The organism is Microbacterium sp. Au-Mic1 (assembly GCF_021341785.1).
Classification (GTDB): domain Bacteria; phylum Actinomycetota; class Actinomycetes; order Actinomycetales; family Microbacteriaceae; genus Microbacterium.
In genome coordinates this window covers 59477-80078 of record NZ_JAJTTF010000001.1, presented here as the reverse complement: position 1 = coordinate 80078, position 20602 = coordinate 59477, and the positions used below count along the sequence as shown (strand labels likewise).

Below are 20602 nucleotides of genomic sequence, written 5' to 3'. Positions count from 1 at the left end.
GTGACGACCAGCCAACAAGCCGACCCCCTCATCGGGCGGCTCGTCGACGGTCGCTACCGCGTCCGCGCACGGATCGCGCGTGGCGGCATGGCCACCGTGTACGTCGCCACCGACCTGCGGCTCGAACGCCGCATCGCCCTGAAGGTCATGCACGGCCACCTCAGCGACGACTCCGTGTTCCAGAGCCGCTTCATCCAGGAGGCCCGCGCGGCCGCGCGACTCGCCGATCCGCACGTCGTCAACGTCTTCGACCAGGGTCAGGACGGCGAGCTCGCCTATCTCGTCATGGAGTATCTGCCCGGCATCACGCTGCGCGAGCTCATGCGCGAGCAGCGCCGCCTCACCGTCCCGCAGACCATCACGATCATGGACGCGGTGCTGTCGGGTCTCGCGGCCGCGCATCGCGCCGGCATCGTGCACCGGGACGTCAAGCCGGAGAACGTGCTGCTGGCGGAGGACGGCCGGATCAAGATCGGCGACTTCGGCCTGGCGCGTGCGACCACGGCGAACACCGCCTCGGGTGCCCAGCTGATGGGCACGATCGCCTACCTCGCCCCGGAGCTCGTCACGCGCGGCACCGCGGACGCCCGCAGTGACATCTACGCGCTCGGGATCATGCTGTACGAGATGCTCGTCGGCGAGCAGCCCTACAAGGGCGAGCAGCCGATGCAGATCGCGTTCCAGCACGCCACCGATTCGGTCCCCCGCCCCAGCGTGCGCAATCCCGGGGTGCCGGAGCAGCTCGACGAGCTCGTGCTGTGGGCGACCGAGAAGACACCGGACGAACGGCCGGACGACGCGCAGGCGATGCTCGACCGGTTGCGCGTGATCGAACGCGAACTGGGCGTGACGCCCGCCCCGACCACCGCGAAGACGACGGTCGTGCCGATGCGCGACACCGGGGATCAGACCCTCGTGCTGCCAGGCATCCCGGCCACGACCGCCCCAGCCCCCGCGGCAGAGGCGCCGCTCGACAACGCGACGCTACTGCGCCGCCGCACCGCGCACCGGCGCTCCCGCGGCGCGCTGCTGCTGGTGCTCGTGCTGCTGCTGGCCGTGGCGGCGGGTGGGACCGGCTGGTGGTTCGGATCCGGTCCCGGCTCGAAGCTCTCGGTTCCGGAGGTCGCGGGAAAGACCTGGGAGGTCGCCGCCGCGGCGATCACGAAGGAGGGGCTCACCCCCGTCCAGGGCGGGGAGAACTCGCTCAATGTGCCGCAGGGCCAGGCGATCCGCACGGATCCGCCCGCGGGGTCACGCGTGGACAAGAAGGCCAAGGTCACCGTGCTGATCTCGACCGGTCCCGCCAAGCACGATCTCCCGAAGCTCGACGCGATGACCGAGGACCAGGCGAAGAAGGCGCTCGCACCGTTCCACCTGAAGCTGCAGGATTCCGTGGCGCTGTTCTCCGGGGCCGACAGCGGACTCGTCATCAACGCCGAGGTCACCCCGCGCGCGGGCGGCGACGCCTACGAGTGCGGCGGAGGCTGCAGCATCTTCGAGGGCGACCAGATCCGCCTCCTGACCTCCCTGGGTCCGGTTCCGGACGTGACGGGCCTGACCGTGGACGACGCCACGAGCAAGCTCAAGGCCGTGGGTCTCGGCGTCGACTCCGGCTCGGTCTCCTCCTACAGCGACAGCGTGCCGAAGGGTCGCGTGATCGGCATCGGTGATCGCGAGGGCGGCGGCAACTGGCGACCGGGCGACACCATCGTGCTGAACGTGTCCAAGGGGCCGGAGCCCGTGACGGTGCCCGACGTCGTCGGGAAGAACCTCGCCGAGGCCATGCAGACCCTCACGAATGCGGGTCTGAACCCGCAGACCAGCGTGCCCGAGATCGCGTGGAGCCTGTTCCAGGTGACCGGGACGGATCCGAAGGCCGGCGACAGCGTGGAGAAGAACTCGACGATCCGGGTCAAGGTCTCCGGCTGATCGGAGCGTCCTCAGCCGGATGACCGGCCCGTCCCGGTCACGACGAAGGCCCGGATCCGCTGCGCGCAGTGCCGGGCCTTCGGACGATGTCAGCGCTTCTCGAGCTCCTCGGCGACGAGGAACGCGAGCTCGAGCGACTGCATGTGGTTCAGGCGCGGGTCGCACAGCGACTCGTAGCGCGTCGCGAGCGCGGCCTCGTCGATCTGCTCGGATCCGCCCAGGCACTCGGTCACGTCATCGCCGGTGAGCTCCACGTGGATCCCGCCGGGGAAGGTGCCGACGGCGCGGTGCGCCTCGAAGAAGCCGCGCACCTCGTCGACCACGTCATCGAAGCGCCGGGTCTTGTATCCGGTCGGCGTGGTGATGCCGTTGCCGTGCATCGGGTCGGTGACCCACAGCGGCTGCGCGCCGGAGTCCTTCACGGCCTGCAGCAGCGGCGGCAGCGCCTCGCGGATCTTGCCCGCACCCATGCGCGTGATGAACGTGAGCCGGCCGGGCTCGCGGTTCGGGTCGAGCTTGTCGATGAGGGCGAGCGCGGTGTCGGTCGTCGTGGTGGGACCGAGCTTCACGCCGATGGGGTTGCGGACCTTCGAGAAGTAGTCGACGTGCGCACCGTCCAGCTCGCGGGTGCGCTCCCCGATCCAGAGGAAGTGCGCCGAGGTGTTGTACGGCGTCAGGGTGCGGGAGTCGATGCGGGTCATCGGGCGCTCGTAGTCCATGAGCAGACCCTCATGGCCGGTGAAGAACTCGACGCGCTTGAGCTCATCGAAGTCGGCGCCCGCCGCCTCCATGAACTTGATGGCGCGGTCGATCTCGGCCGCCATGCGCTCGTAGCGCTGGTTGGCGGGGTTCTTCGCGAAGCCCTGGTTCCAGGAGTGCACCTCGCGGAGGTCCGCGAATCCACCCTGGGTGAAGGCGCGGATGAGGTTCAGCGTCGAGGCGGCCGTGTGGTAGCCCTGCAGCAGTCGCGAGGGGTTCGCCTCGCGGGAGCCCTCCGTGAAGTCGTAGCCGTTGACGATGTCGCCGCGGTACGCGGGCAGCGTCACGTCGCCGCGGGTCTCCGTGTCGCTCGAACGCGGCTTGGCGAACTGCCCGGCCATGCGTCCCATCTTCACCACGGGCATGGACGCGCCGTAGGTGAGCACGACCGCCATCTGCAGCACCGTCTTGATGCGGTCGCGGATCTGGTCGGCGGTGGCACCGGCGAAGGTCTCGGCGCAGTCGCCGCCCTGCAGCAGGAACGCCTGCCCGGAGGCAGCACGGGCGAGACGCTCGCGGAGGTTGTCCACCTCACCGGCGAACACGAGCGGCGGAAGTGCGGCGATCTGCGAGGAGACCTCGGCGACGCGCTCGGCGTCGGGCCACTGGGGCTGCTGCTTGATCGGGAGGGCGCGCCACGAGTCGAGATCGAGAGGCTGAGGCATCCCCCCATCCTAGGGTGCGGGGACGGGGGCGGATCGCTCTATGAAGCCCGCACGGCGCCGGCTACGACGCCTGCGCGGCGAGGCGGTCCTTGACGGTGGAGGCGTAGACGTCCTCGTAGTGCTGCTCGCCCAGCCGCTGCAGCGCGATCATGATCTCGTCGGTCACCGAGCGCAGGATGTAGCGGTCGTTCTCCATGCCCGCATATCGGGAGAAGTCCAGGGGCTCCCCGATCACGATGCCCACGCGCATGATCTTGGGGATGCGCTGCCCGGTCGGCATCGCGACGTCGGTGTCGACCATCACGACAGGGACCACCGGGACCTTCGCCTCCAGCGCCATCCGCGCGATGCCGGTGCGACCGCGGTACAGCTTGCCGTCGGGGCTGCGAGTGCCCTCGGGGTAGATGCCGAGCAGGTCGCCGCGGCCGAGCACGCCGAGCCCGGTGTTCAGCGAAGCCTCGGAGGCTTTGCCGCCCGAGCGGTCGATGGGCAGCTGACCTGTGCCCTTCATGAACATCCGCGTGGCCCAGCCCTTGAGGCCGCGGCCGGTGAAGTAGTCGCTCTTGGCGAGGAACGACATCTTCCGATCCAGCATCAGCGGCAGGAAGATCGAGTCGGAGAAGGACAGGTGGTTGCTCGCCATGATCGCGGCACCCGACACCGGAACATGCGCCCTGCCCACGATCCACGGGCGGAAGATCGCCTTCACCAGCGGCCCGATGGCGACGTACTTCATGAACCAGTAGATCATCGCCCGCAGTCTATCCCGCTGCAGGGACGAGGACGAGAGCCGCGTCCGCAGGGTGCGACGCAGTTTCACTGATCGTGCGACTCAATCTCACCGTGGATGCCCCGACCCCAGACGCCGCATGGCATAGACTCCTGGGAAGCATGTACCCGTCCGGCCCCGAAGGAGTTGCCGTGGTCCAGTTCGAAGTCCCCGCGATCGTCAAAGCCGCACCCGAGGACAACATCACCGACCTCCTCGAGCAGCGGGTGCAGAAGACCCCGAATCTCGCGCTGTTCTCCGTGCCCGAGGGTGCCGGCTGGCGCGACATCACCGCCGCTGAGTTCCGCACGGCGGTGATCGCCCTCGCGAAGGGCTTCGTGGCGGCCGGCATCCAGCCCGGCGAGAAGGTGGGCTTCCTCGCGCGCACGACGTATGAGTGGACCCTGGTCGACTTCGCCCTGTTCTACGCCGGTGCCGTCATGGTGCCGATCTACGAGACCAGCTCCCCGTCGCAGATCCAGTGGATCCTCGAGGACTCGGCGGCGATCTCGCTCATGGTCGAGTCCCCCGAGCACTTCACCCGCTTCGACGAGGTCCGCGGCGACCTGCCGCTGGTCCGCGACGTCTGGCAGATGCACCTCGGCGCGATCGCGCAGCTCACCGCGCAGGGGGTCGACGTGCCCGACGAGGAGATCGAGCGCCGCCGCGTCATCGCCAACGGCACGGACATCGCCACGCTCATCTACACCTCGGGTTCGACCGGGCGCCCCAAGGGTTGCGTCCTCACGCACAGCAACTTCGTCGAGCTGTCCCGCAATGCGGCGAAGTCGCTCGACGACGTCGTGTCGATCCAGGGCGCGTCGACCGTGCTGTTCATCACGACCGCACACGTGTTCGCGCGCTTCATCTCCATCCTCGACATCCACGCCGGCGTCCGCACCGGCCACCAGCCGGACACCAAGCAGCTGCTCCCCGCGCTCGGATCCTTCAAGCCCACCTTCCTCCTCGCCGTGCCGCGCGTCTTCGAGAAGGTCTACAACTCGGCCGAGCAGAAGGCCGAGGCCGGTGGCAAGGGCAAGATCTTCCGCGCCGCCGCGGCGACCGCCATCGAGCACTCCCGCCTCGTCGAGGAGGGCGCGAAGATTCCGCTCGGCATGAGGATCAAGTTCGCCCTGTTCGACAGGCTCGTCTACGCGAAGCTGCGTGAGGCGATGGGCGGCAACGTGCAGTATGCGATCTCCGGATCCGCGCCGCTCGGGGCGCGCCTCGGCCACTTCTTCCACAGCCTGGGGATCACGATCCTGGAGGGATACGGGCTCACCGAGACCACGGCCCCCGCGACCGTGAACACCGCGCACAAGGCGAAGATCGGCACCGTCGGTCCCGCGCTGCCCGGAGTGGGCATCCGCCTCGCCGACGACGGCGAGATCGAGGTGCGCGGCATCAACGTCTTCAAGGAGTACTGGAACAACCCGGAGGCCACCGAGGCCGCGTTCCACGACAGCTGGTTCCGCACCGGTGACCTCGGCTCCTTCGACGACGAGGGTTTCCTGACCATCACCGGCCGCAAGAAGGAGATCATCGTCACCGCAGGCGGCAAGAACGTCTCCCCCGCCGCGCTCGAGGATCCGATCCGCGCCAACCCGATCGTCGGCCAGGTGGTCGTGGTCGGCGACCAGAAGCCGTTCATCGCGGCGCTCGTCACGCTCGACCCGGAGATGCTGCCGTCCTGGCTGGCGAACAACGGTCTGGACGCGGGCATGTCGCTCGCCGATGCCGCCACGAACGACGCTGTCCGCGCCGAGGTGCAGCGCGCCATCGACGTCGCCAACACCCGCGTGTCGCGCGCCGAGTCGATCCGCAAGTTCACGATCCTGCCCTCCGAGTGGACCGAGGCGAGCGGGCACCTCACGCCCAAGCTCTCGATCAAGCGCAACGTGATCATGAAGGACTTCGCACCGCAGGTCGCCGAGATCTACAACGAGACCACGGCCACCACGACGGTGCCGCTGGGCTGATCGCAGGACAACGGAGAAGGGCCCCGGGATCTTCCCCGGGGCCCTTCTCCGTTCTCAGATCCCCGTTCTCAGAACCAGGAGCTCTCGCGGACCTCACGCATCGCGATCTTGCGGGTCTCGGGATCCAGCCGGGAGAGGTACACCGTGCCGTCCAGGTGGTCGGTCTCGTGCTGCAGCGCCTGGGCGAGCAGCCCCTCCCCCTCCAGCACCACGGGCTCGCCGTCGAGGTCGATCCCCTCCACGCGCGCCCACGGGTGGCGCAGTGCGTCGTGCCAGAGGCCGGGCACGGAGAGGCAGCCCTCACCGGTGGGCACCGGCTCGCCGCGCACCTCGACCAGCACGGGGTTCAGCACGTAGCCGATGTCGCCGTCGATGTTGTAGCTGAACGCGCGCAGCGCCACACCGATCTGCGGCGCCGCGACTCCGGCACGACCGGGCAGCTCGACACTGTCGACCAGGTCGGCGACGAGCGCACGGACGCCGTCATCGATCGTCCCGATCTCCGCGCACACCGTGCGCAGCACAGGGTCTCCGAAGAGCCGGATCTCACGGACCGCCATCAGGCCGCCTGCGCTCTCAGGCCCTCGACCACGATCGCGGCGAGCTCCCGCGCGGCCTGGCGCGTCTCGGGCTGCAGGGCAGCGAAGGTGATCGCGCTGCCTGCCGCGATGCGGGCGTCGTACGGGATGCGCAGCACGTGCGCGACACGGGTGCGGAAGTGCGCCTCCAGTTCTCCCAGGCGCACCATGGGAGAGCCCGGGGTCGACTGGTTGAGCACCACGACCGCCTCGCGGACCTTGCCGGCATAGCCGTTCGTCTCGAGCCAGGTGAGCGTCTCGGACGCGAGGCGCGCCTCGTCGACGCTGAGCCCCGCGACGATCACGAGCGTGTCCGCGCGGTCCAGGGTCGCGCCCATCACCGAATGCACGATGCCGGTGCCGGTGTCGGTCAGCACGAGCGAGTAGTAGTGCGCGGCGACGGAGGCGACCTGGTCGTAATCCTCGTCGCTGAACGCCTCGGAGACGCGAGGGTCGGCGTCCGAAGCCAGCACATCGAGGCGCGTGGCATCGCGCGAGACCACGGCGGAGATGTCGTGATAGCCGGTGACCTGATCGTGGATGCGCACCAGGTCGCGCACGGTCTTGCTGTTCGTGCGTGCGATGCGGTCGGCGAGCGTGCCGCGGTCGGGGTTCGCGTCGACCGCGATGACCCTGTCCTCCCGTGCGTCGGCGAGAGCCATTCCGAGCAGCGCCGTCACCGTGGTCTTGCCGACGCCGCCCTTGCGGCTCAGCACCGGGACGAACCGGGCCGTTCCCGACAGCGGCGCGGCGATGCGCGCGCTCAGAGCCTTGCGCTGCTGGGCGCGTTTGCCGTCGCCGAGGTTGATGCGGCGGCCGGACACCGTGTAGAGCAGATGGCTCCACAGGCCCTCCGGCTCGGGACCGGCGAGTCTGCTCGCGTCCAGCAGCCGGTCGGCGGTGAGCAGGTCCGCGCTCTCCCGTTCCCGGTCGCCGAGCTGATCCAGCCGGCGCGAGGTGAGGTCGGGGTCGGACGTGCGGGCCTGGTCGTCGGTCATGATCTCTTCCTCCGCAGCAGCGACGGGCACGGTGTTCCTATCGAGCACCCGGACCGGCGCGGGCCCCGATCCGTCGACGGCGCGGAGCACCGGCTCCTCGGGGCGGACCGATGCCGCAGGATCATCGGTCCTCTCGGGCTCGCGAGTGGCGACGAAGGTGCGCACCGGCAGCGGGTACGAGTCCTGCGGCGGCACCGGGTCGGGCTCCGCTCCGGCATCCGCGTGGCGGACCCAGGAAGCGCCCTCTTCGTCGAGAGATCCCGCGGGGCCTTCTACGGCTGCGACGGCGTCCGTGTCGCTCTCGGCGGCGTCGTCGTCGGCAGCGCGCTCGACGTCCTCGCGGACCTCTGCGTCCTCGGCGACCGCCGCGACCTGGATCTCGGGCTCTCCCGCGTCCACGTTCTCGTCGGCAGCGGCCTCGAGTGCGACGTCAGGGATCCGGTGATCGGCTCCGCCGGCGGCGGACTCCACGACCGTCTCCACGACCGCATCGAGTGCTTCAGAGGATGGCGTCAGCCGCGACGGGCCGTCGGGATCCTCGACCTCCCCGACGACGTCGTGCCCGTGCTCGTCGTCGTGTTCGGGGGCAGGAGCCTCCTCGACGAGCTCTGCGACGAGGACGTCCTCGGCGGCGACCGCCGGGATCTCGATCACGATGTCCGAGATGCCCGCGCCCTGATGGATCCTCCCGATGCCGTCGTCCGGGCGGACGAGGTCGGCGGGGTCGGCGTCGAGGACGAGGTCGGCGAACGCCTCCCCGTCGGTGACGTCGTCGTCGACGAGGTCATCGTCGTCCTGGACCGGCAGCGCGACGGAGACCTGGGCGTTCGGTTCTCCGAGCAGCCCGATGTCCGCCGTGCCGATGGCGCCGGTGCTGTCGAGGACACCGAGGGCGTCCTCGGCATCCTCGCTCTGTGTATTCCTGCGTTCTGTGCTCATGATGCTTCTCCCCCGTGATACGCCCTGTCGGCGCGCATCACAACGCCCAAGGTTAGTGCACATCGCCGCGCCCCGACGCGGCGGGCCGGGGCGGAGGGCGTCCGACGCGCGGGGCCCTCCGCCGCTCTCAGTCCGTGTGCGACGGGCGGATCACGACCAGGAGATCGCCCGCATCGACCTGCTGCGTGGCGCCGATCGCGAGGCGCTCGACGACGCCGTCCACGGGGGCCGTGATCGCCGCCTCCATCTTCATCGCCTCGATGGAGGCGACCGCCTCGCCGGCGCGGACGGCATCACCGACCTCGGCCTTCAGGGTCACCACGCCCGAGAACGGCGCAGCCACCTGCCCCGGCTTCGAGGTGTCCGCCTTCTCGACCTCGTGCACCGTGATCTTGAGGGAGCGATCCCGCACGAACACCGGCCGGAGCTGACCGTTCAGCGTCGTCATGACGGTGCGGAAGCCCTTCTCGTCCGCTTCGCCGATGGCCTCGAGACCCACGTAGAGCTGCACCCCCGGATCGATCTCGGCGACGTGCTCCTCGCCGGGGACCAGGCCGTAGAGGTAGTCCGGCGTGCCGAGCGCGGACAGATCGCCGAACGCGGCGCGGTTGCGCTCGAACTCCGCGGCAGGTCCCGGGAAGAGCAGACGGTTCAGCGCCTGCCGCCGCTCGAGGCTCTCGCCGTCGAGTGCGCGCTGCTCGTCCGGTGAGATCGGGACGACGTCGATCGACACCTGTCGTCCCGCCAGCACCTTCGTGCGGAACGGCTCCGGCCATCCGCCGGGCAGGTCTCCCAGCTCTCCGGCCATGAAGCCGATCACCGAGTCGGGGATGTCGTAGTTCTGCGGATTCTGCTCGAAGTCCGCCGGATCGGCTCCCGCCGCGACGAGCGCCAGGGCGAGATCGCCGACGACCTTCGAAGACGGGGTCACCTTGGGGATCCGGCCGAGGATCCGGTCCGCCGCGGCGTACATGTCCTCGATGCGCTCGAAATCGTCCGCGAGTCCCAGCGCGATGGCCTGCTGGCGCAGGTTGGAGAGCTGGCCACCGGGGATCTCGTGGTGGTACACGCGCCCCGTGGGCGCGGGCAGACCCGACTCGAAGGGGCGGTAGAGCTGGCGCACGCCCTCCCAGTACGGCTCCAGATCGCCGATCGCCTGCAGATCCAGCCCGGTGTCGCGGTCGGTGTGCGCAAGTGCCGCCACGAGGGCCGACAGCGACGGCTGGCTCGTCGTGCCGGACATCGGTGCGGCGGCCGCATCCACCGCGTCGGCACCGGCGGCGCTGGCGGCCAGCAGCGTCGCGAGCTGCCCGCCCGCGGTGTCGTGCGTGTGCACCTGGACGGGCAGATCGAACCGCTCGCGCAACGCGGCCACGAGACGCGCCGCCGCCGCGGGCCGGAGGAGACCCGCCATGTCCTTGATCGCGAGGATGTGCGCGCCGGACTCCACGATCTGCTCCGCGAGGCGCAGGTAGTAGTCCAGCGTGTAGAGCTGTTCCGCGGGGTCCAGCAGATCCCCGGTGTAGCAGAGCGCCACCTCGGCGACCGCGCTGCCCGTCTCCAGCACGGCGTCGATCGCGGGACGCATCTGCGACACGTCGTTGAGCGCGTCGAAGATGCGGAAGATGTCCACCCCCGTCGACGCCGCCTCACGCACGAACGCGTTCGTCACCTCGACCGGCCGCGGCGTGTACCCGACCGTGTTGCGGCCGCGCAGCAGCATCTGCAGCGGGATGTTCGGGATGGCGGTACGCAGCGCCTCGAGGCGCTCCCACGGGTCCTCCGCGAGGAAGCGCAGCGCGACGTCGTAGGTCGCCCCGCCCCAGGCCTCGATCGAGAGCAGCTGCGGCGTCATGCGCGCCGCGTGCGGGCCCACGCGCACCAGGTCCCTGGTGCGCACGCGCGTGGCCAGCAGCGACTGGTGCGCGTCGCGGTAGGTGGTCTCGGTGACGGCGAGCGCGGTCTGCTCGCGGAGCGCACGGGCGAACCCTGCCGGCCCGAGGCGGAGCAGCCGCTCGCGGGCTCCGGCGGGCGGCTCGACGCTCAGATCGATCTTCGGGAGCTTGCTGCCCGGCGACGGCGACAACGGCTTCGGTCCGTACGGCTTGTTCACCGTGACGTCGCCGAGCCAGTTCAGCAGTCGCGTCGCCCGGTCCCTCGAGGGGTTGCTGGTGAGCAGTTGCGGCCGCTCCTCGATGAAGAGCGTCGACACGTCGCCGGCGACGAACGCCGGATCGTCCAGCACGGCGCGCAGGAACGGGATGTTGGTCGCGACACCGCGGATGCGGAACTCGGCGAGGGCACGCTTCGCCCGGGCCACTGCCGCCGGGAAGTCCCGGCCTCGACAGGTGAGCTTCGCGAGCATCGAGTCGAAATGCGGGCTGATCTGCGAGCCGGCCGCCGTGGTGCCGCCGTCGAGTCGGATGCCGGCGCCGCCGGGCGACCGGTAGGTCGTGATCCGCCCGGTGTCGGGGCGGAAGCCCTGCGCCGGGTCCTCGGTCGTGATGCGGCACTGCAGCGCAGCGCCGCGCAGCTGGATCTGGTCCTGTTCGAGGCCCAGGTCGGCGAGCGTCTCGCCGGCCGCGATCCTGATCTGCGACTGCACGAGGTCGACGTCGGTGACCTCCTCCGTCACGGTGTGCTCGACCTGGATCCGTGGGTTCATCTCGATGAAGACGACCTCGCCGGCCCGCTCGCCGGCCGTCTCCAGGAGGAACTCGACGGTGCCGGCGTTCTCGTAGCCGATGGACTTCGCGAAGGCCACCGCGTAGCCGTGCAGAGCCTTGCGGATCGTGTCGTCGAGGTTCGGCGCCGGGGCGATCTCGACCACCTTCTGATGGCGGCGCTGCACCGAGCAGTCCCGCTCGAACAGGTGCACGGTATGGCCCGTGCCGTCTGCGAGCACCTGCACCTCGATGTGCCGCGGCCGCTGCACGGCCTGTTCGAGGAAGACACGGGCGTCGCCGAACGCGCTCCCCGCCTCGCGCATGGCCTCGGCCAGGGCGGGAGCCAGCTCGCCGATCGTCTCCACCCGGCGCATCCCGCGGCCTCCGCCGCCCGCGACGGCCTTGACGAAGATCGGGAACCCGATCCCCTCGGCCTGCGCGACCAGCTCGTCCACGTCGTCCGAGGCGCCGGTCGAGCGCAGCACCGGCACGCCTGCGGCGACCGCGTGCTGCTTCGCGGTCACCTTGTTGCCGGCCATCTCCAGCACATGCGCCGGAGGCCCGATGAAGGCGATGCCGTTCTCGGCCGCGCGCGCCGCCAGCTCCGGGTTCTCGGAGAGGAAGCCGTAGCCGGGGTAGATCGCGTCCGCGCCGCACTCGCGTGCCACCCGGATGATCTCCTCCACGTCGAGGTAGGCCCGCACCGGGTGCCCGACCTCGCCGATCTGATACGACTCATCGGCTTTCTGCCGGTGGATGGATCCGCGATCCTCCCAGGGGAAGACCGCGACGGTCCTGGCCCCTACCTCGAACGCGGCTCTGAAGGCCCGGATCGCGATCTCTCCACGATTGGCCACAAGGATCTTCTGGAACATGGCACCTCGAACACTGGTTGCGCAACGACGCGCATCGGGGGGCTGAGTGTTTCCTCAGCCTAGAGGAAGGTAACGTGGTCTCCGTGCACGTACTCAGCGTCAGTTCCCTCAAGGGCGGTGTCGGCAAGACGACCGTGACCCTCGGCCTCGCCTCGGCGGCGTTCGCCCGCGGCGTCCGGACCCTCGTGGTCGACCTCGACCCGCAGTCCGACGTCTCCACCGGCATGGACATCCAGGTCGCCGGGCGCCTCAACATCGCCGATGTCCTGGCGAACCCGAAGGAGAAGGTGGTCCGACAGGCGATCACGTCCTCGGGCTGGGCCAAGGTGCACCCCGGCACGATCGACGTGCTGATCGGCAGCCCGTCCGCGATCAACTTCGACGGCCCGCACCCGAGCGTGCGCGACGTCTGGAAGCTCGAGGAGGCACTCGCCGCCGTCGAGGCCGACTACGACCTCGTGCTGATCGACTGCGCCCCGTCGCTGAACGCGCTCACGCGCACCGCATGGGCCGCGAGCGACCGTGTCATGGTCGTGACCGAGCCCGGACTGTTCTCGGTGGCCGCCGCCGACCGCGCCCTGCGCGCGATCGAGGAGATCCGCCGCGGCCTCTCCCCCCGACTGCAGCCGCTCGGCATCGTGGTCAACCGCGTGCGCCCGCAGTCGATCGAGCACCAGTTCCGCATCAAGGAGCTGCGCGACATGTTCGGCCCGCTCGTGCTCTCGCCCCAGCTGCCCGAGCGCACCTCTCTGCAGCAGGCCCAGGGCGCCGCGAAGCCGCTGCACATCTGGCCCGGCGACTCCGCGCAGGAACTCGCCGCCGACTTCGACACGCTGCTGGACCGGGTGATCCGCACCGGGCGCATCGCCCTGCCCGACGACACCCGCGTCTGAGCGGACTCCGCGGTTCGCAGGAACCTCCGAGACGACGAGAGCCGGTCCCCGAGGGGCCGGCTCTTTCCGTCTGTCGCGCCGCGCGGTCAGGCGGTACGACGGGAGCGGCGTGCGGCGAGGTCGTCCATCGGCTCCGGCGCGAGGGCGTCGAACTCGACGAGCGTCGCCTCGACCTCGTGGAACACCTTGCCCACGGCGATGCCGAAGACGCCCTGGCCGCGGCTGAGCAGGTCGATCACCTCGTCGTTCGAGGTGCACAGGTAGACCGAGGCGCCATCGCTCATGAGCGTGGTGCCGGCGAGGTCGCGGATGCCGGCAGCGCGGAGCTGGTCGACGGCGGTGCGGATCTGCTGCAGCGAGATACCGGTGTTCAGCAGCTCCTTGACGAGCTTCAGCACGAGGATGTCGCGGAAGCCGTAGAGCCGCTGGGATCCGGATCCGCTCGCGCCGCGGACGGTGGGGACGACCAGCTCGGTGCGCGCCCAGTAGTCCAGCTGGCGATACGTGATGCCGGCCGCGCGGGCGGCCACGGCACCGCGATAGCCGACCTCGTCGTCCATCGCGGGAAGCCCGTCGGTGAAGAGGAGATCGTCCCCGAACGACGGTGCATCGCCCCGTTCCTCGGCGCTCATGGCATCCTCCTCATCCTGAAGGCACAGCATCCTTCAACCACAACCTGAAAGTCGATGACTCCACGCTAGAACAGCGCGGACCCCCCGACAACGACATCCGTCCCGGGAGGGGGGTGTGTCGCAATCAGTTCGTTACGACAGCAGTCGGCCGATGCCGTCCTTGACCAGGAGCGAGCGCACCTCGTCCAGGCGGGACGCCAGTTCGGGAGCCATCTCGCTGGCGCGCGCCCGCGACGGGGTGTCGGTGCGGCGCAGCAGAGCGGACAGCGCCGACTGGACCAGGGCGATGTCGCGTTCGGCGCTCTGGCGCAGCGGCCGCAGATGGCGCGGCCCGATGCCGTGGCCGTCCAGGGCAGCGAGCGCGCGCAGCAGGGAGACCGCGGATTCGGGATAGGTCTCGGCCGCGGGCAGCATGCCGCTGGACACCGCGTCGCCGAGGAGCGCGTGCGACGCACCCGCCGCATGGATCAGCTCGTCGCGACGGTACCGCCGCGGCCCCTGCACGATCGACGTGGGCAGCTCCGGCGAGCCGCCGGACTCCTCGAGGGCGTCGAGGTGCTCGCGGATGACCTTGAGCGGCAGGTACTGATCGCGCTGCAGCGTGAGCGCGATGCGGATCCGCTCCAGGTCGGCGGCGGAGAACTTGCGGTACCCGGATGCGGTGCGCACCGGGTTGACGATCCCCTTCTCCTCCAGGAAGCGGAGCTTGGAGGCGCGCACGTCGGGGAACTCCGGCGTGAGGCGTGCGAGCACCTGGCCGATGCTCAGCAACCCGGTGGGGGCGGAACGCTCGGCGGCCGACGCCGCCATCAGTCGTTCGCCTGCGCGAGATCCACGGGCGAGGCGAAGAAGTTCAGCCGGAACTTGCCGACGCGCACCTCGTAGCCGTTGTGAAGCTCGCTGCGATCGACCCGCTCGCCGTTGACGTAGGTTCCGTTCAGCGAGCGCTGGTCGACGATCTCGAACGCCGTGCCGGTGCGGATGACCTCGGCATGCCGCCGGGAGACCGTCACGTCGTCGAAGAAGATGTCCGCCTCCGGGTGGCGGCCGACCGTGGTGACCGCCGTATCCAGCAGGTAGCGGGCGCCCGCGAGCGCACCGGAGCGGACCAGCAGCAGCGCGGAACCCGAAGGGAGCGCGGCGATCGCCGCCAGCTCGACCTCGGTCAGCTCGGCGCCGAACGGGACGAACGACAGGTCGGAGTCGTGGCCGAACGTCTGCGTGGTGTCGTGCAGGGGCTCACCGCCGCGGCGGACGGCGCCTTCGGGAACGTCGTTCTCAGTCACTGTTCTCCCCCTCCTCTGGCGTTCCAGCCTATCGGAAGCGCGCGCCCCCCGGGAGCCGGATCCGCGCTGTCTCACCTGCCCGAGCCCGCCCGCGCGGACGATAGGCTGGAAGCATGCCACACTACGACGTCGTCATCCTCGGCGCTGGCCCCGGCGGCTACGTCGCCGCCGTCCGCAGCGCCCAGCTCGGCCTTTCCACCGCGATCATCGAGGAGAAGTACTGGGGCGGCATCTGCCTCAACGTGGGGTGCATCCCCTCGAAGTCGCTCCTCAAGAACGCGGAGATCGCGCACACGTTCAACCACAAGGCCGAGTTCTTCGGCATCTCGGGCGACGTGCACTTCGACTTCGGTGCGGCGTTCGACCGCAGCCGCAAGGTCGCGGACACCCATGTCAAGGGCATCCACTTCCTGATGAAGAAGAACAAGGTCGTCGAGTACGACGGCCGCGGCACCTTCACGGGCCCCAAGGCGATCTCCGTGGCGAAATCCGACGGCACGACCGAAGAGGTCACGTTCGACAACGTCATCATCGCGACCGGATCCACCGTCCGTCTGCTGCCGGGCGTGCAGCTGAGCGACAACGTCGTCACCTTCGAGGAGCAGATCCTCACGCGCGACCTGCCCGAGTCGATCGTCATCGTGGGCGCCGGCGCCATCGGCATGGAGTTCGGCTACGTGCTGACCAACTACGGCGTGAAGGTCACCATCATCGAGTTCCTCGACCGGGCGCTGCCCAACGAGGACGTCGAGGTCTCCAAGGAGATCCAGAAGCAGTACAAGAAGCTCGGCGTCGACATCCTCACCTCGACCGCGGTGAAGACGGTGACCGACAACGGCTCCTCCGTGCACGTCACCTATGAGACCCGTGACGGCCAGCCGGGCGAGATCACCGCGGGCAAGGTCCTCATGTCCGTCGGCTTCGCCCCGAACGTGAACGGCTACGGCCTGGAGAACACGGGCGTGGCTCTCACCGACCGCGGCGCGATCGACATCGACGACCACATGCGCACCAACGTCGAGGGCATCTACGCCATCGGCGACGTGACCGCCAAGCTGCAGCTCGCCCACGTCGCCGAGGCGCAGGCCGTCGTCGCCGCCGAGACCATCGGCAAGGCGGAGACCATGACGCTGGGCGACTACAGGATGATGCCGCGTGCGACGTTCTGCCAGCCGCAGGTCGCCAGCTTCGGTCTCACCGAGGAGCAGGCCAGGGCCGAGGGCCGCGAGATCAAGGTCGCGAAGTTCCCGTTCAGCGCGAACGGCAAGGCGAACGGCCTCGGCGAGCCCGTGGGCTTCGTCAAGCTCATCGCCGATGCCGAGCATCTCGAACTCATCGGCGGCCACCTGATCGGCCCGGACGTGTCCGAGCTCCTGCCCGAGCTGACCCTCGCGCAGAAGTGGGACCTCACGGCACTCGAAGCCGCCCGCAACGTGCACACGCACCCGACCCTGTCGGAGGCGCTGCAGGAGGCGTTCCACGGGCTCGCGGGCCACATGATCAACCTCTGATCGGATCCGATCGAGCTGAGGGCCGGTCACGCCATGGGCGTGGCCGGCCCTCTGCCGTCCCGCCGGTCGCGTTGTCACTGATGAGCGGGCGACATCCGAGTCCCGGTCCCTGTCGTGAAGCGCCCGGATGAGGCTCCGACCGGAGCCTCAGACGCCGTGCATCGTCACCAGACCCGCTGCCCATGGACGCAACGGCGCCGAGCCCAGGGCCCGGATGAGCGTCTCCTTCGCGACCATCGGCACGCCCCGTGCGGGGGCGCCCATGGTCATGTAGAAGGCACTGCGTCGCTGGGCGGCGCGGGCGGCGCGCAGCGCCCCGCGCGCATAGCCGCCGAGATCAGCCTCGCCCTCGACCAGCGCGGCGCGCAGTGCCGTCGCCAGCCTTCCCGCGTTCACCCAGCCGAGGTTCATGCCCTGCCCGCCGATCGGGCTGATCTCGTGCGCGGCATCGCCGAGCAGCGCCACGCGGCCTCGGACGACGGTACGGCTCAGATGCTGGGTCGCGACGAAACCGGTGGGCTGGATGTCATCCTCGATCTCCGGATCCCGCCCGATCCGCTCTGCGATCGCCTCCCGGAACTCCGCCCCGGTGTGCACTCCGCTGCCGCGCAGCACCCAGCGCCGCATGCCGCCGGGCAGCGGGAACGCCTCGACGATCCCCCCGGGCTCGCAGTGCAGCTGGGCGCGCACTCCGGCCGCGGCGTCGGGGACGTCGGCCATCGTGTACGCCGCGCGGCCAGGGCGGCGCCGCCAGCCGAGGCCGACCTGGTGCCGCAGGGCGCTGTGCACGCCGTCCGCGAGCACGACGAACGCCGCGGTGACCTCCTGCCGGCCTGCCGGCCGCTCCACGGCGAGCCGCACGAACTCCCCCTCGTCCCGCACCGCCCGCACGCTGCAGCCGGGACGCAGGGCGCCGGCGGACAGCGACTGCAGTCTCTTCCGCAGCAGCGCGTGGGTGCGCTGCTGCGGGAGCACGCGCACAGGGCGGTGCGCGGAGAAGTCGAGCGACGCGAGGATCCGGCCTCGGCAGAGCACATCGCCGCCCTCGAGCGCGAGCGACGCGGAGCGCACCATCGCCCCCACGCCGGCGCGGTCGAGCATCTGCAGGCCTGGCGCGTGCACTCCGATCGCCCGGCTGCGCGGATCATCTCCTTGGCGGCGTTCGCAAACAGCGACGTCGATGCCGTCCTGGGCGAGCAGGCAGGCCAGGAGCAGCCCCACCGGCCCCGCCCCGACGATCACGATGTCATGGTCGAGCAGCGTGGCGCGCTCCCGCGGGGCTTCAGGGTCTGTCATCGCCCGGCTCCCGGCGCAATTCCAGTCGTGCGGGGACCCCGCGCCGCACGACCCACCCCGCCGGCGCGACGGCCGCGAGCTCCCTGGCCGTGTAGGAGCGCCGGATGCTGGTCAGCCCATCGGCGCGGATGAAGGATCCGGCCAGCAGATTCGCGGCGAACGGCCACGTCCCCGTCGCGAACAGCGCGTACGCGGCGCGGCTGCGCGCGATGTCGCGGTGCACGACGAGCCCGGTCCTGCCGGCGAGACGCGCGGTGTCGGCGAGCATCTCCTGCAGCTGTATCCGCCCCAGGTGGTGCAGCACGTGATTGGACAGCACGATGTCGTAGGTCTCGCCGGCTCGGACCAGGTCGGCGACGAACGCGCATCGGTAGACGACGCCGGCGCCGTCGTCATGCGCGGCTGCCCAGGCCGTGGCCCGCGCATCGGCATCCAGCGCCGTGATCTCGACGGCGAGCCGATCTCGGGAGAGCCGCGACGCGAGAGCGCGGCAGAGATCCCCGCCGCCCGCGCCGACATCCAGGATCCGCACCCGCCCCGTTCGGGCCCGCGGTCGGATGTCGCGCCGGTACAGCGCACCGGGGCGGGACACCACGGCGTTCACCGCGCCGAAGCGCCGGTAGGTGCGCGCCAGCATCTGCGCATCCGCGGCGGGGTCGTCCATCAGCTCGCGCACGTCGACGGCGCGTGCCGACAGGTCAGCGCCCATCGCCCTCCGCGCCGACGACCGTCATCAGCGCGCTCTCCGCCGTCAGACCGGGCCCGAACGCCATCGCCGACGCACGGTCGCCGTCGTGCGCGCCCTCCTCCTCCAGGATCCGCTGCAGCACGAACAGGATCGTCGCGCTGGACATGTTGCCGTGCGTCCGCAGCGTCTCCCTGGCGGGGTGCAGCTGCAGGTCACTGAGGCCGAGGCGGTCCTGGACGCGGTCCAGGATGCTGCGTCCGCCGGGATGGATCGCCCAGTGCCGGATCTCCTCGCCGATCCTGCCGTCCTCGAAGGGCGCCTCCAGCTCCCCCGCGTACAGCGGGTGCAGCGCATCGACGATCGTCTCGCCGATGATCTGCGGCACGGCGGTGGACAGGGTCATCTCGAAGCCGTGGTCCCCGATGGTCCACGCCATGTCCTTCTCCCCCTGCGGGGCGATCGCGGTGTGGAACCGGTCGAGGCGCAGCCCGGGGCCGGCGGACGGGCGGGCGGTGACGATGCCGGCCGCCGCTCCGTCGGCGAAAAGGGAGGAGGCGACGATCACGTCCGGATCCTCGGACGAGCGCAGATGTAGGGTGCACAGCTCGACGCTGACCACCAGCACCACGGCGTCCGGATCCGCGGCGCAGAACTGGCTCGCCGCGCGCAGCGCCGGCATCGAGGCGTAGCAGCCCATGAAGCCGAGGTGATAGCGCTGCACGGAGTCGGAGAGGCCCAGCGCGCGCACGATCCCGTACTCCGGTCCCGGGGCGTGGAACCCCGTGCAGGAGACCGTGACGACATGGGTGATGTCTGCGGGCCCGACCTCGGGGTCGGCGTCGAGAGCGGCCCGGGCCGCGGCGACGAACAGCCGCCCGGCCTCGCGGACGTAGACATCGTTGCGGACGCCGGTGGCCGGGGACAGCAGTTCCCCCGTCGCGTGATCGAAGAACACCGGCTCCGCATCGGTCGCCGCGAGCGTCAGCTCGTCGAGCACGGTGCGGCGGGTGTCGATGCCGGATCCGTCGAAGGAGGCGGTGACGATACGGCGGGCGAGCCGGCTCAGGTCCGGCTGCGCCGCGAAGACGTCGCGCACTTCGCTCTGATGCAGGACCGTGTCCGGCACCACCGTCTGCAGGGACCTCAGCACCGCCGGGCTGCTCATGGTGACACTCAAGCATCCCGTCCGCGTGGCGGGAAGGGGCTTGCGGATTCCCGTCCCCTCTGCGACATCGCCGGATGACGGCGGCCGGCTCCCCCAGCGGAGCCCAGAGGCCTGCGAGATGTTCCGTTCAGAACCCGAGCGCGCGACCGAGCTTGGATCCGGAGGGGGACTTCCGGCCGCCCGCGGCGATGACCGCCTGCTCCACCGCGTGGAAGAAGGCCACCCGCCCCGCCTCGTCCGCCGGGGCCGCAGGGCCCAGCTCCATCTCCCACTCGCGCCATTCCCGCTGGCCGCCGTGACGCAGGTCCGTGCCGCGGACGCGATCGTCCACGAACTCGGCCACCACGCCACCGGGACCGATGAGCAGGTAGGCAGTGCGGGCGTTCTCGATGCGCGCGAGCGGGAGGACGGGGTGCGACGTCCACTGGGCGACGATCTCCGCGACGGCCGACGGCATCTCCTCGTCCTCGCCGAGCGGCCAGCCCAGCTCGACGCGACCGTCGCCGCTGCGAGGGCCTTTCACGTGCCATCCCTCGTCCGGTCCTCCGGTGCGACGCCGCAGCGCCACGCCCGCACGGGCGAGATCGCCCGCGGCCGTGTCGAAGTAGCGGGCGTCCAGCGCTCGGGCCTCACCCTCCGTCACCGAGTCCACGCCGGGGACCGCATCCCACGACGGCAGCGGCGTGCTGCCGTCGACGTCGTACTTGCGCTCGACCTCGACGGTGCGGGACGGCTCAGACATCCGCGGGATTGAGATCGTCCTGGGACCCCTGGTACCAGTACGCGTACTCGGTGGGCCCGTCGTGCTCCCCCGTGTGCGTGGGTTCGCCGCGCTTGTTGTAGACGAGCAGCGTCTCGCTGTAGGGGACGGCGATCTCGTCGTCCGCCGACCCGAGGGGGATGATCTGCCCGTCCAGCGGGCCGCCGTGAAGCCGTGCGAGTGCCATGTGCTCACCCTAATCCCCCGGCCACCC

The 20602-nt window shown here is 70.4% G+C and carries 17 protein-coding genes; 4 read left to right on the top strand and 13 right to left on the bottom strand.

The annotated features are described in order from the left end of the window. Positions 1–1929: a Stk1 family PASTA domain-containing Ser/Thr kinase gene (gene pknB / locus LXM50_RS00395; protein ID WP_233309133.1), complete on the top strand. Its 1929-nt coding sequence runs from the start codon at positions 1–3 to the stop codon at positions 1927–1929. A gap of 89 nt (positions 1930–2018) precedes the next feature. On the opposite strand, the gene LXM50_RS00390 is transcribed toward pknB, so the two are convergent. Further along, entirely contained in the window at positions 2019–3353 is a 1335-nt protein-coding gene (locus LXM50_RS00390) for a class II 3-deoxy-7-phosphoheptulonate synthase (protein WP_233309132.1), read from the bottom strand. Positions 3354–3414: 61 nt separating this feature from the next. Continuing rightward, positions 3415–4104, bottom strand: a complete 690-nt coding sequence (locus tag LXM50_RS00385) for a 1-acyl-sn-glycerol-3-phosphate acyltransferase (RefSeq protein ID WP_233309131.1) — start codon at positions 4102–4104, stop codon at positions 3415–3417. A gap of 170 nt (positions 4105–4274) precedes the next feature. On the opposite strand from LXM50_RS00385, the gene LXM50_RS00380 reads away from it, so the two are divergent. After that, positions 4275–6101, top strand: coding sequence for a long-chain fatty acid--CoA ligase (locus LXM50_RS00380; RefSeq protein ID WP_233309130.1), 1827 nt, complete (start codon positions 4275–4277; stop codon positions 6099–6101). Between the two features lie 68 nt (positions 6102–6169). Here LXM50_RS00380 and LXM50_RS00375 read toward each other — a convergent pair whose 3' ends face one another. The 3 genes from LXM50_RS00375 to LXM50_RS00365 form a co-directional block, all read right to left on the bottom strand. Continuing rightward, positions 6170–6661 carry a peptide deformylase gene (locus LXM50_RS00375; protein ID WP_233309129.1) on the bottom strand — a complete coding sequence of 164 codons (492 nt, stop codon included), beginning with the start codon at positions 6659–6661 and terminating at the stop codon, positions 6170–6172. Further along, on the bottom strand, positions 6661–8616 hold the full coding sequence (locus tag LXM50_RS00370; protein ID WP_267920448.1) for a MinD/ParA family protein: 1956 nt from the start codon (positions 8614–8616) through the stop codon (positions 6661–6663). Before LXM50_RS00370 ends, LXM50_RS00375 begins: the two co-directional genes overlap by 1 nt. A 127-nt stretch (positions 8617–8743) precedes the next feature. Continuing rightward, a complete protein-coding gene (locus LXM50_RS00365) occupies positions 8744–12157 on the bottom strand; it encodes a pyruvate carboxylase (RefSeq protein WP_233309128.1) in 3414 nt (1137 codons plus the stop codon). An 83-nt stretch (positions 12158–12240) separates the two neighbouring features. Here LXM50_RS00365 and LXM50_RS00360 point away from each other — a divergent pair, with 83 nt between their 5' ends. Further along, entirely contained in the window at positions 12241–13050 is an 810-nt protein-coding gene (locus tag LXM50_RS00360) for a ParA family protein (RefSeq protein WP_045252454.1), read from the top strand. Positions 13051–13136: 86 nt separating this feature from the next. Here the strand turns inward: LXM50_RS00360 and LXM50_RS00355 are convergent, their stop codons facing one another. The 3 genes from LXM50_RS00355 to LXM50_RS00345 form a co-directional block, all read right to left on the bottom strand. After that, on the bottom strand, positions 13137–13682 hold the full coding sequence (locus LXM50_RS00355) for a MerR family transcriptional regulator (RefSeq protein ID WP_045272640.1): 546 nt from the start codon (positions 13680–13682) through the stop codon (positions 13137–13139). Positions 13683–13814: 132 nt separating this feature from the next. Further along, a complete protein-coding gene (locus LXM50_RS00350) occupies positions 13815–14492 on the bottom strand; it encodes a MerR family transcriptional regulator (RefSeq protein WP_233309127.1) in 678 nt (225 codons plus the stop codon). After that, positions 14492–14968: an FHA domain-containing protein gene (locus LXM50_RS00345; protein WP_233309126.1), complete on the bottom strand. Its 477-nt coding sequence runs from the start codon at positions 14966–14968 to the stop codon at positions 14492–14494. Before LXM50_RS00345 ends, LXM50_RS00350 begins: the two co-directional genes overlap by 1 nt. A gap of 113 nt (positions 14969–15081) precedes the next feature. On the opposite strand from LXM50_RS00345, the gene lpdA reads away from it, so the two are divergent. Further along, positions 15082–16479: a dihydrolipoyl dehydrogenase gene (gene lpdA, locus LXM50_RS00340; protein WP_233309125.1), complete on the top strand. Its 1398-nt coding sequence runs from the start codon at positions 15082–15084 to the stop codon at positions 16477–16479. 147 nt (positions 16480–16626) lie between these two features. Here the strand turns inward: lpdA and LXM50_RS00335 are convergent, their stop codons facing one another. From LXM50_RS00335 to LXM50_RS00315, 5 genes are all read right to left on the bottom strand, one after another. Beyond that, positions 16627–17775, bottom strand: a complete 1149-nt coding sequence (locus LXM50_RS00335; RefSeq protein WP_233309124.1) for an NAD(P)/FAD-dependent oxidoreductase — start codon at positions 17773–17775, stop codon at positions 16627–16629. Further along, positions 17762–18484, bottom strand: coding sequence for a methyltransferase domain-containing protein (locus tag LXM50_RS00330; RefSeq protein WP_233309123.1), 723 nt, complete (start codon positions 18482–18484; stop codon positions 17762–17764). The genes LXM50_RS00335 and LXM50_RS00330 overlap by 14 nt, the downstream gene beginning before the upstream one ends. Next, positions 18474–19628 carry a type III polyketide synthase gene (locus LXM50_RS00325; protein WP_233309122.1) on the bottom strand — a complete coding sequence of 385 codons (1155 nt, stop codon included), beginning with the start codon at positions 19626–19628 and terminating at the stop codon, positions 18474–18476. Before LXM50_RS00325 ends, LXM50_RS00330 begins: the two co-directional genes overlap by 11 nt. Before the next feature lie 127 nt (positions 19629–19755). Then, positions 19756–20370: a CYTH domain-containing protein gene (locus LXM50_RS00320; protein WP_233309121.1), complete on the bottom strand. Its 615-nt coding sequence runs from the start codon at positions 20368–20370 to the stop codon at positions 19756–19758. Further along, positions 20363–20575, bottom strand: coding sequence for a hypothetical protein (locus LXM50_RS00315; RefSeq protein ID WP_045252387.1), 213 nt, complete (start codon positions 20573–20575; stop codon positions 20363–20365). The genes LXM50_RS00320 and LXM50_RS00315 overlap by 8 nt, the downstream gene beginning before the upstream one ends. Positions 20576–20602: the final 27 nt, after the last annotated feature.

Coding starts and splice junctions, on each gene's coding strand:
- LXM50_RS00390 (WP_233309132.1), bottom strand. CDS start 3,353: ATGCCTCAGCCTCTCGATCTCGACTCGTGGCGCGCCCTCCCGATCAAG.
- LXM50_RS00385 (WP_233309131.1), bottom strand. CDS start 4,104: ATGATCTACTGGTTCATGAAGTACGTCGCCATCGGGCCGCTGGTGAAG.
- LXM50_RS00375 (WP_233309129.1), bottom strand. CDS start 6,661: ATGGCGGTCCGTGAGATCCGGCTCTTCGGAGACCCTGTGCTGCGCACG.
- LXM50_RS00370 (WP_267920448.1), bottom strand. CDS start 8,616: ATGAGCACAGAACGCAGGAATACACAGAGCGAGGATGCCGAGGACGCC.
- LXM50_RS00365 (WP_233309128.1), bottom strand. CDS start 12,157: ATGTTCCAGAAGATCCTTGTGGCCAATCGTGGAGAGATCGCGATCCGG.
- LXM50_RS00355 (WP_045272640.1), bottom strand. CDS start 13,682: ATGAGCGCCGAGGAACGGGGCGATGCACCGTCGTTCGGGGACGATCTC.
- LXM50_RS00350 (WP_233309127.1), bottom strand. CDS start 14,492: ATGGCGGCGTCGGCCGCCGAGCGTTCCGCCCCCACCGGGTTGCTGAGC.
- lpdA (WP_233309125.1), top strand. CDS start 15,082: ATGCCACACTACGACGTCGTCATCCTCGGCGCTGGCCCCGGCGGCTAC.
- LXM50_RS00335 (WP_233309124.1), bottom strand. CDS start 17,775: ATGACAGACCCTGAAGCCCCGCGGGAGCGCGCCACGCTGCTCGACCAT.
- LXM50_RS00330 (WP_233309123.1), bottom strand. CDS start 18,484: ATGGGCGCTGACCTGTCGGCACGCGCCGTCGACGTGCGCGAGCTGATG.
- LXM50_RS00325 (WP_233309122.1), bottom strand. CDS start 19,628: ATGAGCAGCCCGGCGGTGCTGAGGTCCCTGCAGACGGTGGTGCCGGAC.
- LXM50_RS00320 (WP_233309121.1), bottom strand. CDS start 20,370: ATGTCTGAGCCGTCCCGCACCGTCGAGGTCGAGCGCAAGTACGACGTC.
- LXM50_RS00315 (WP_045252387.1), bottom strand. CDS start 20,575: ATGGCACTCGCACGGCTTCACGGCGGCCCGCTGGACGGGCAGATCATC.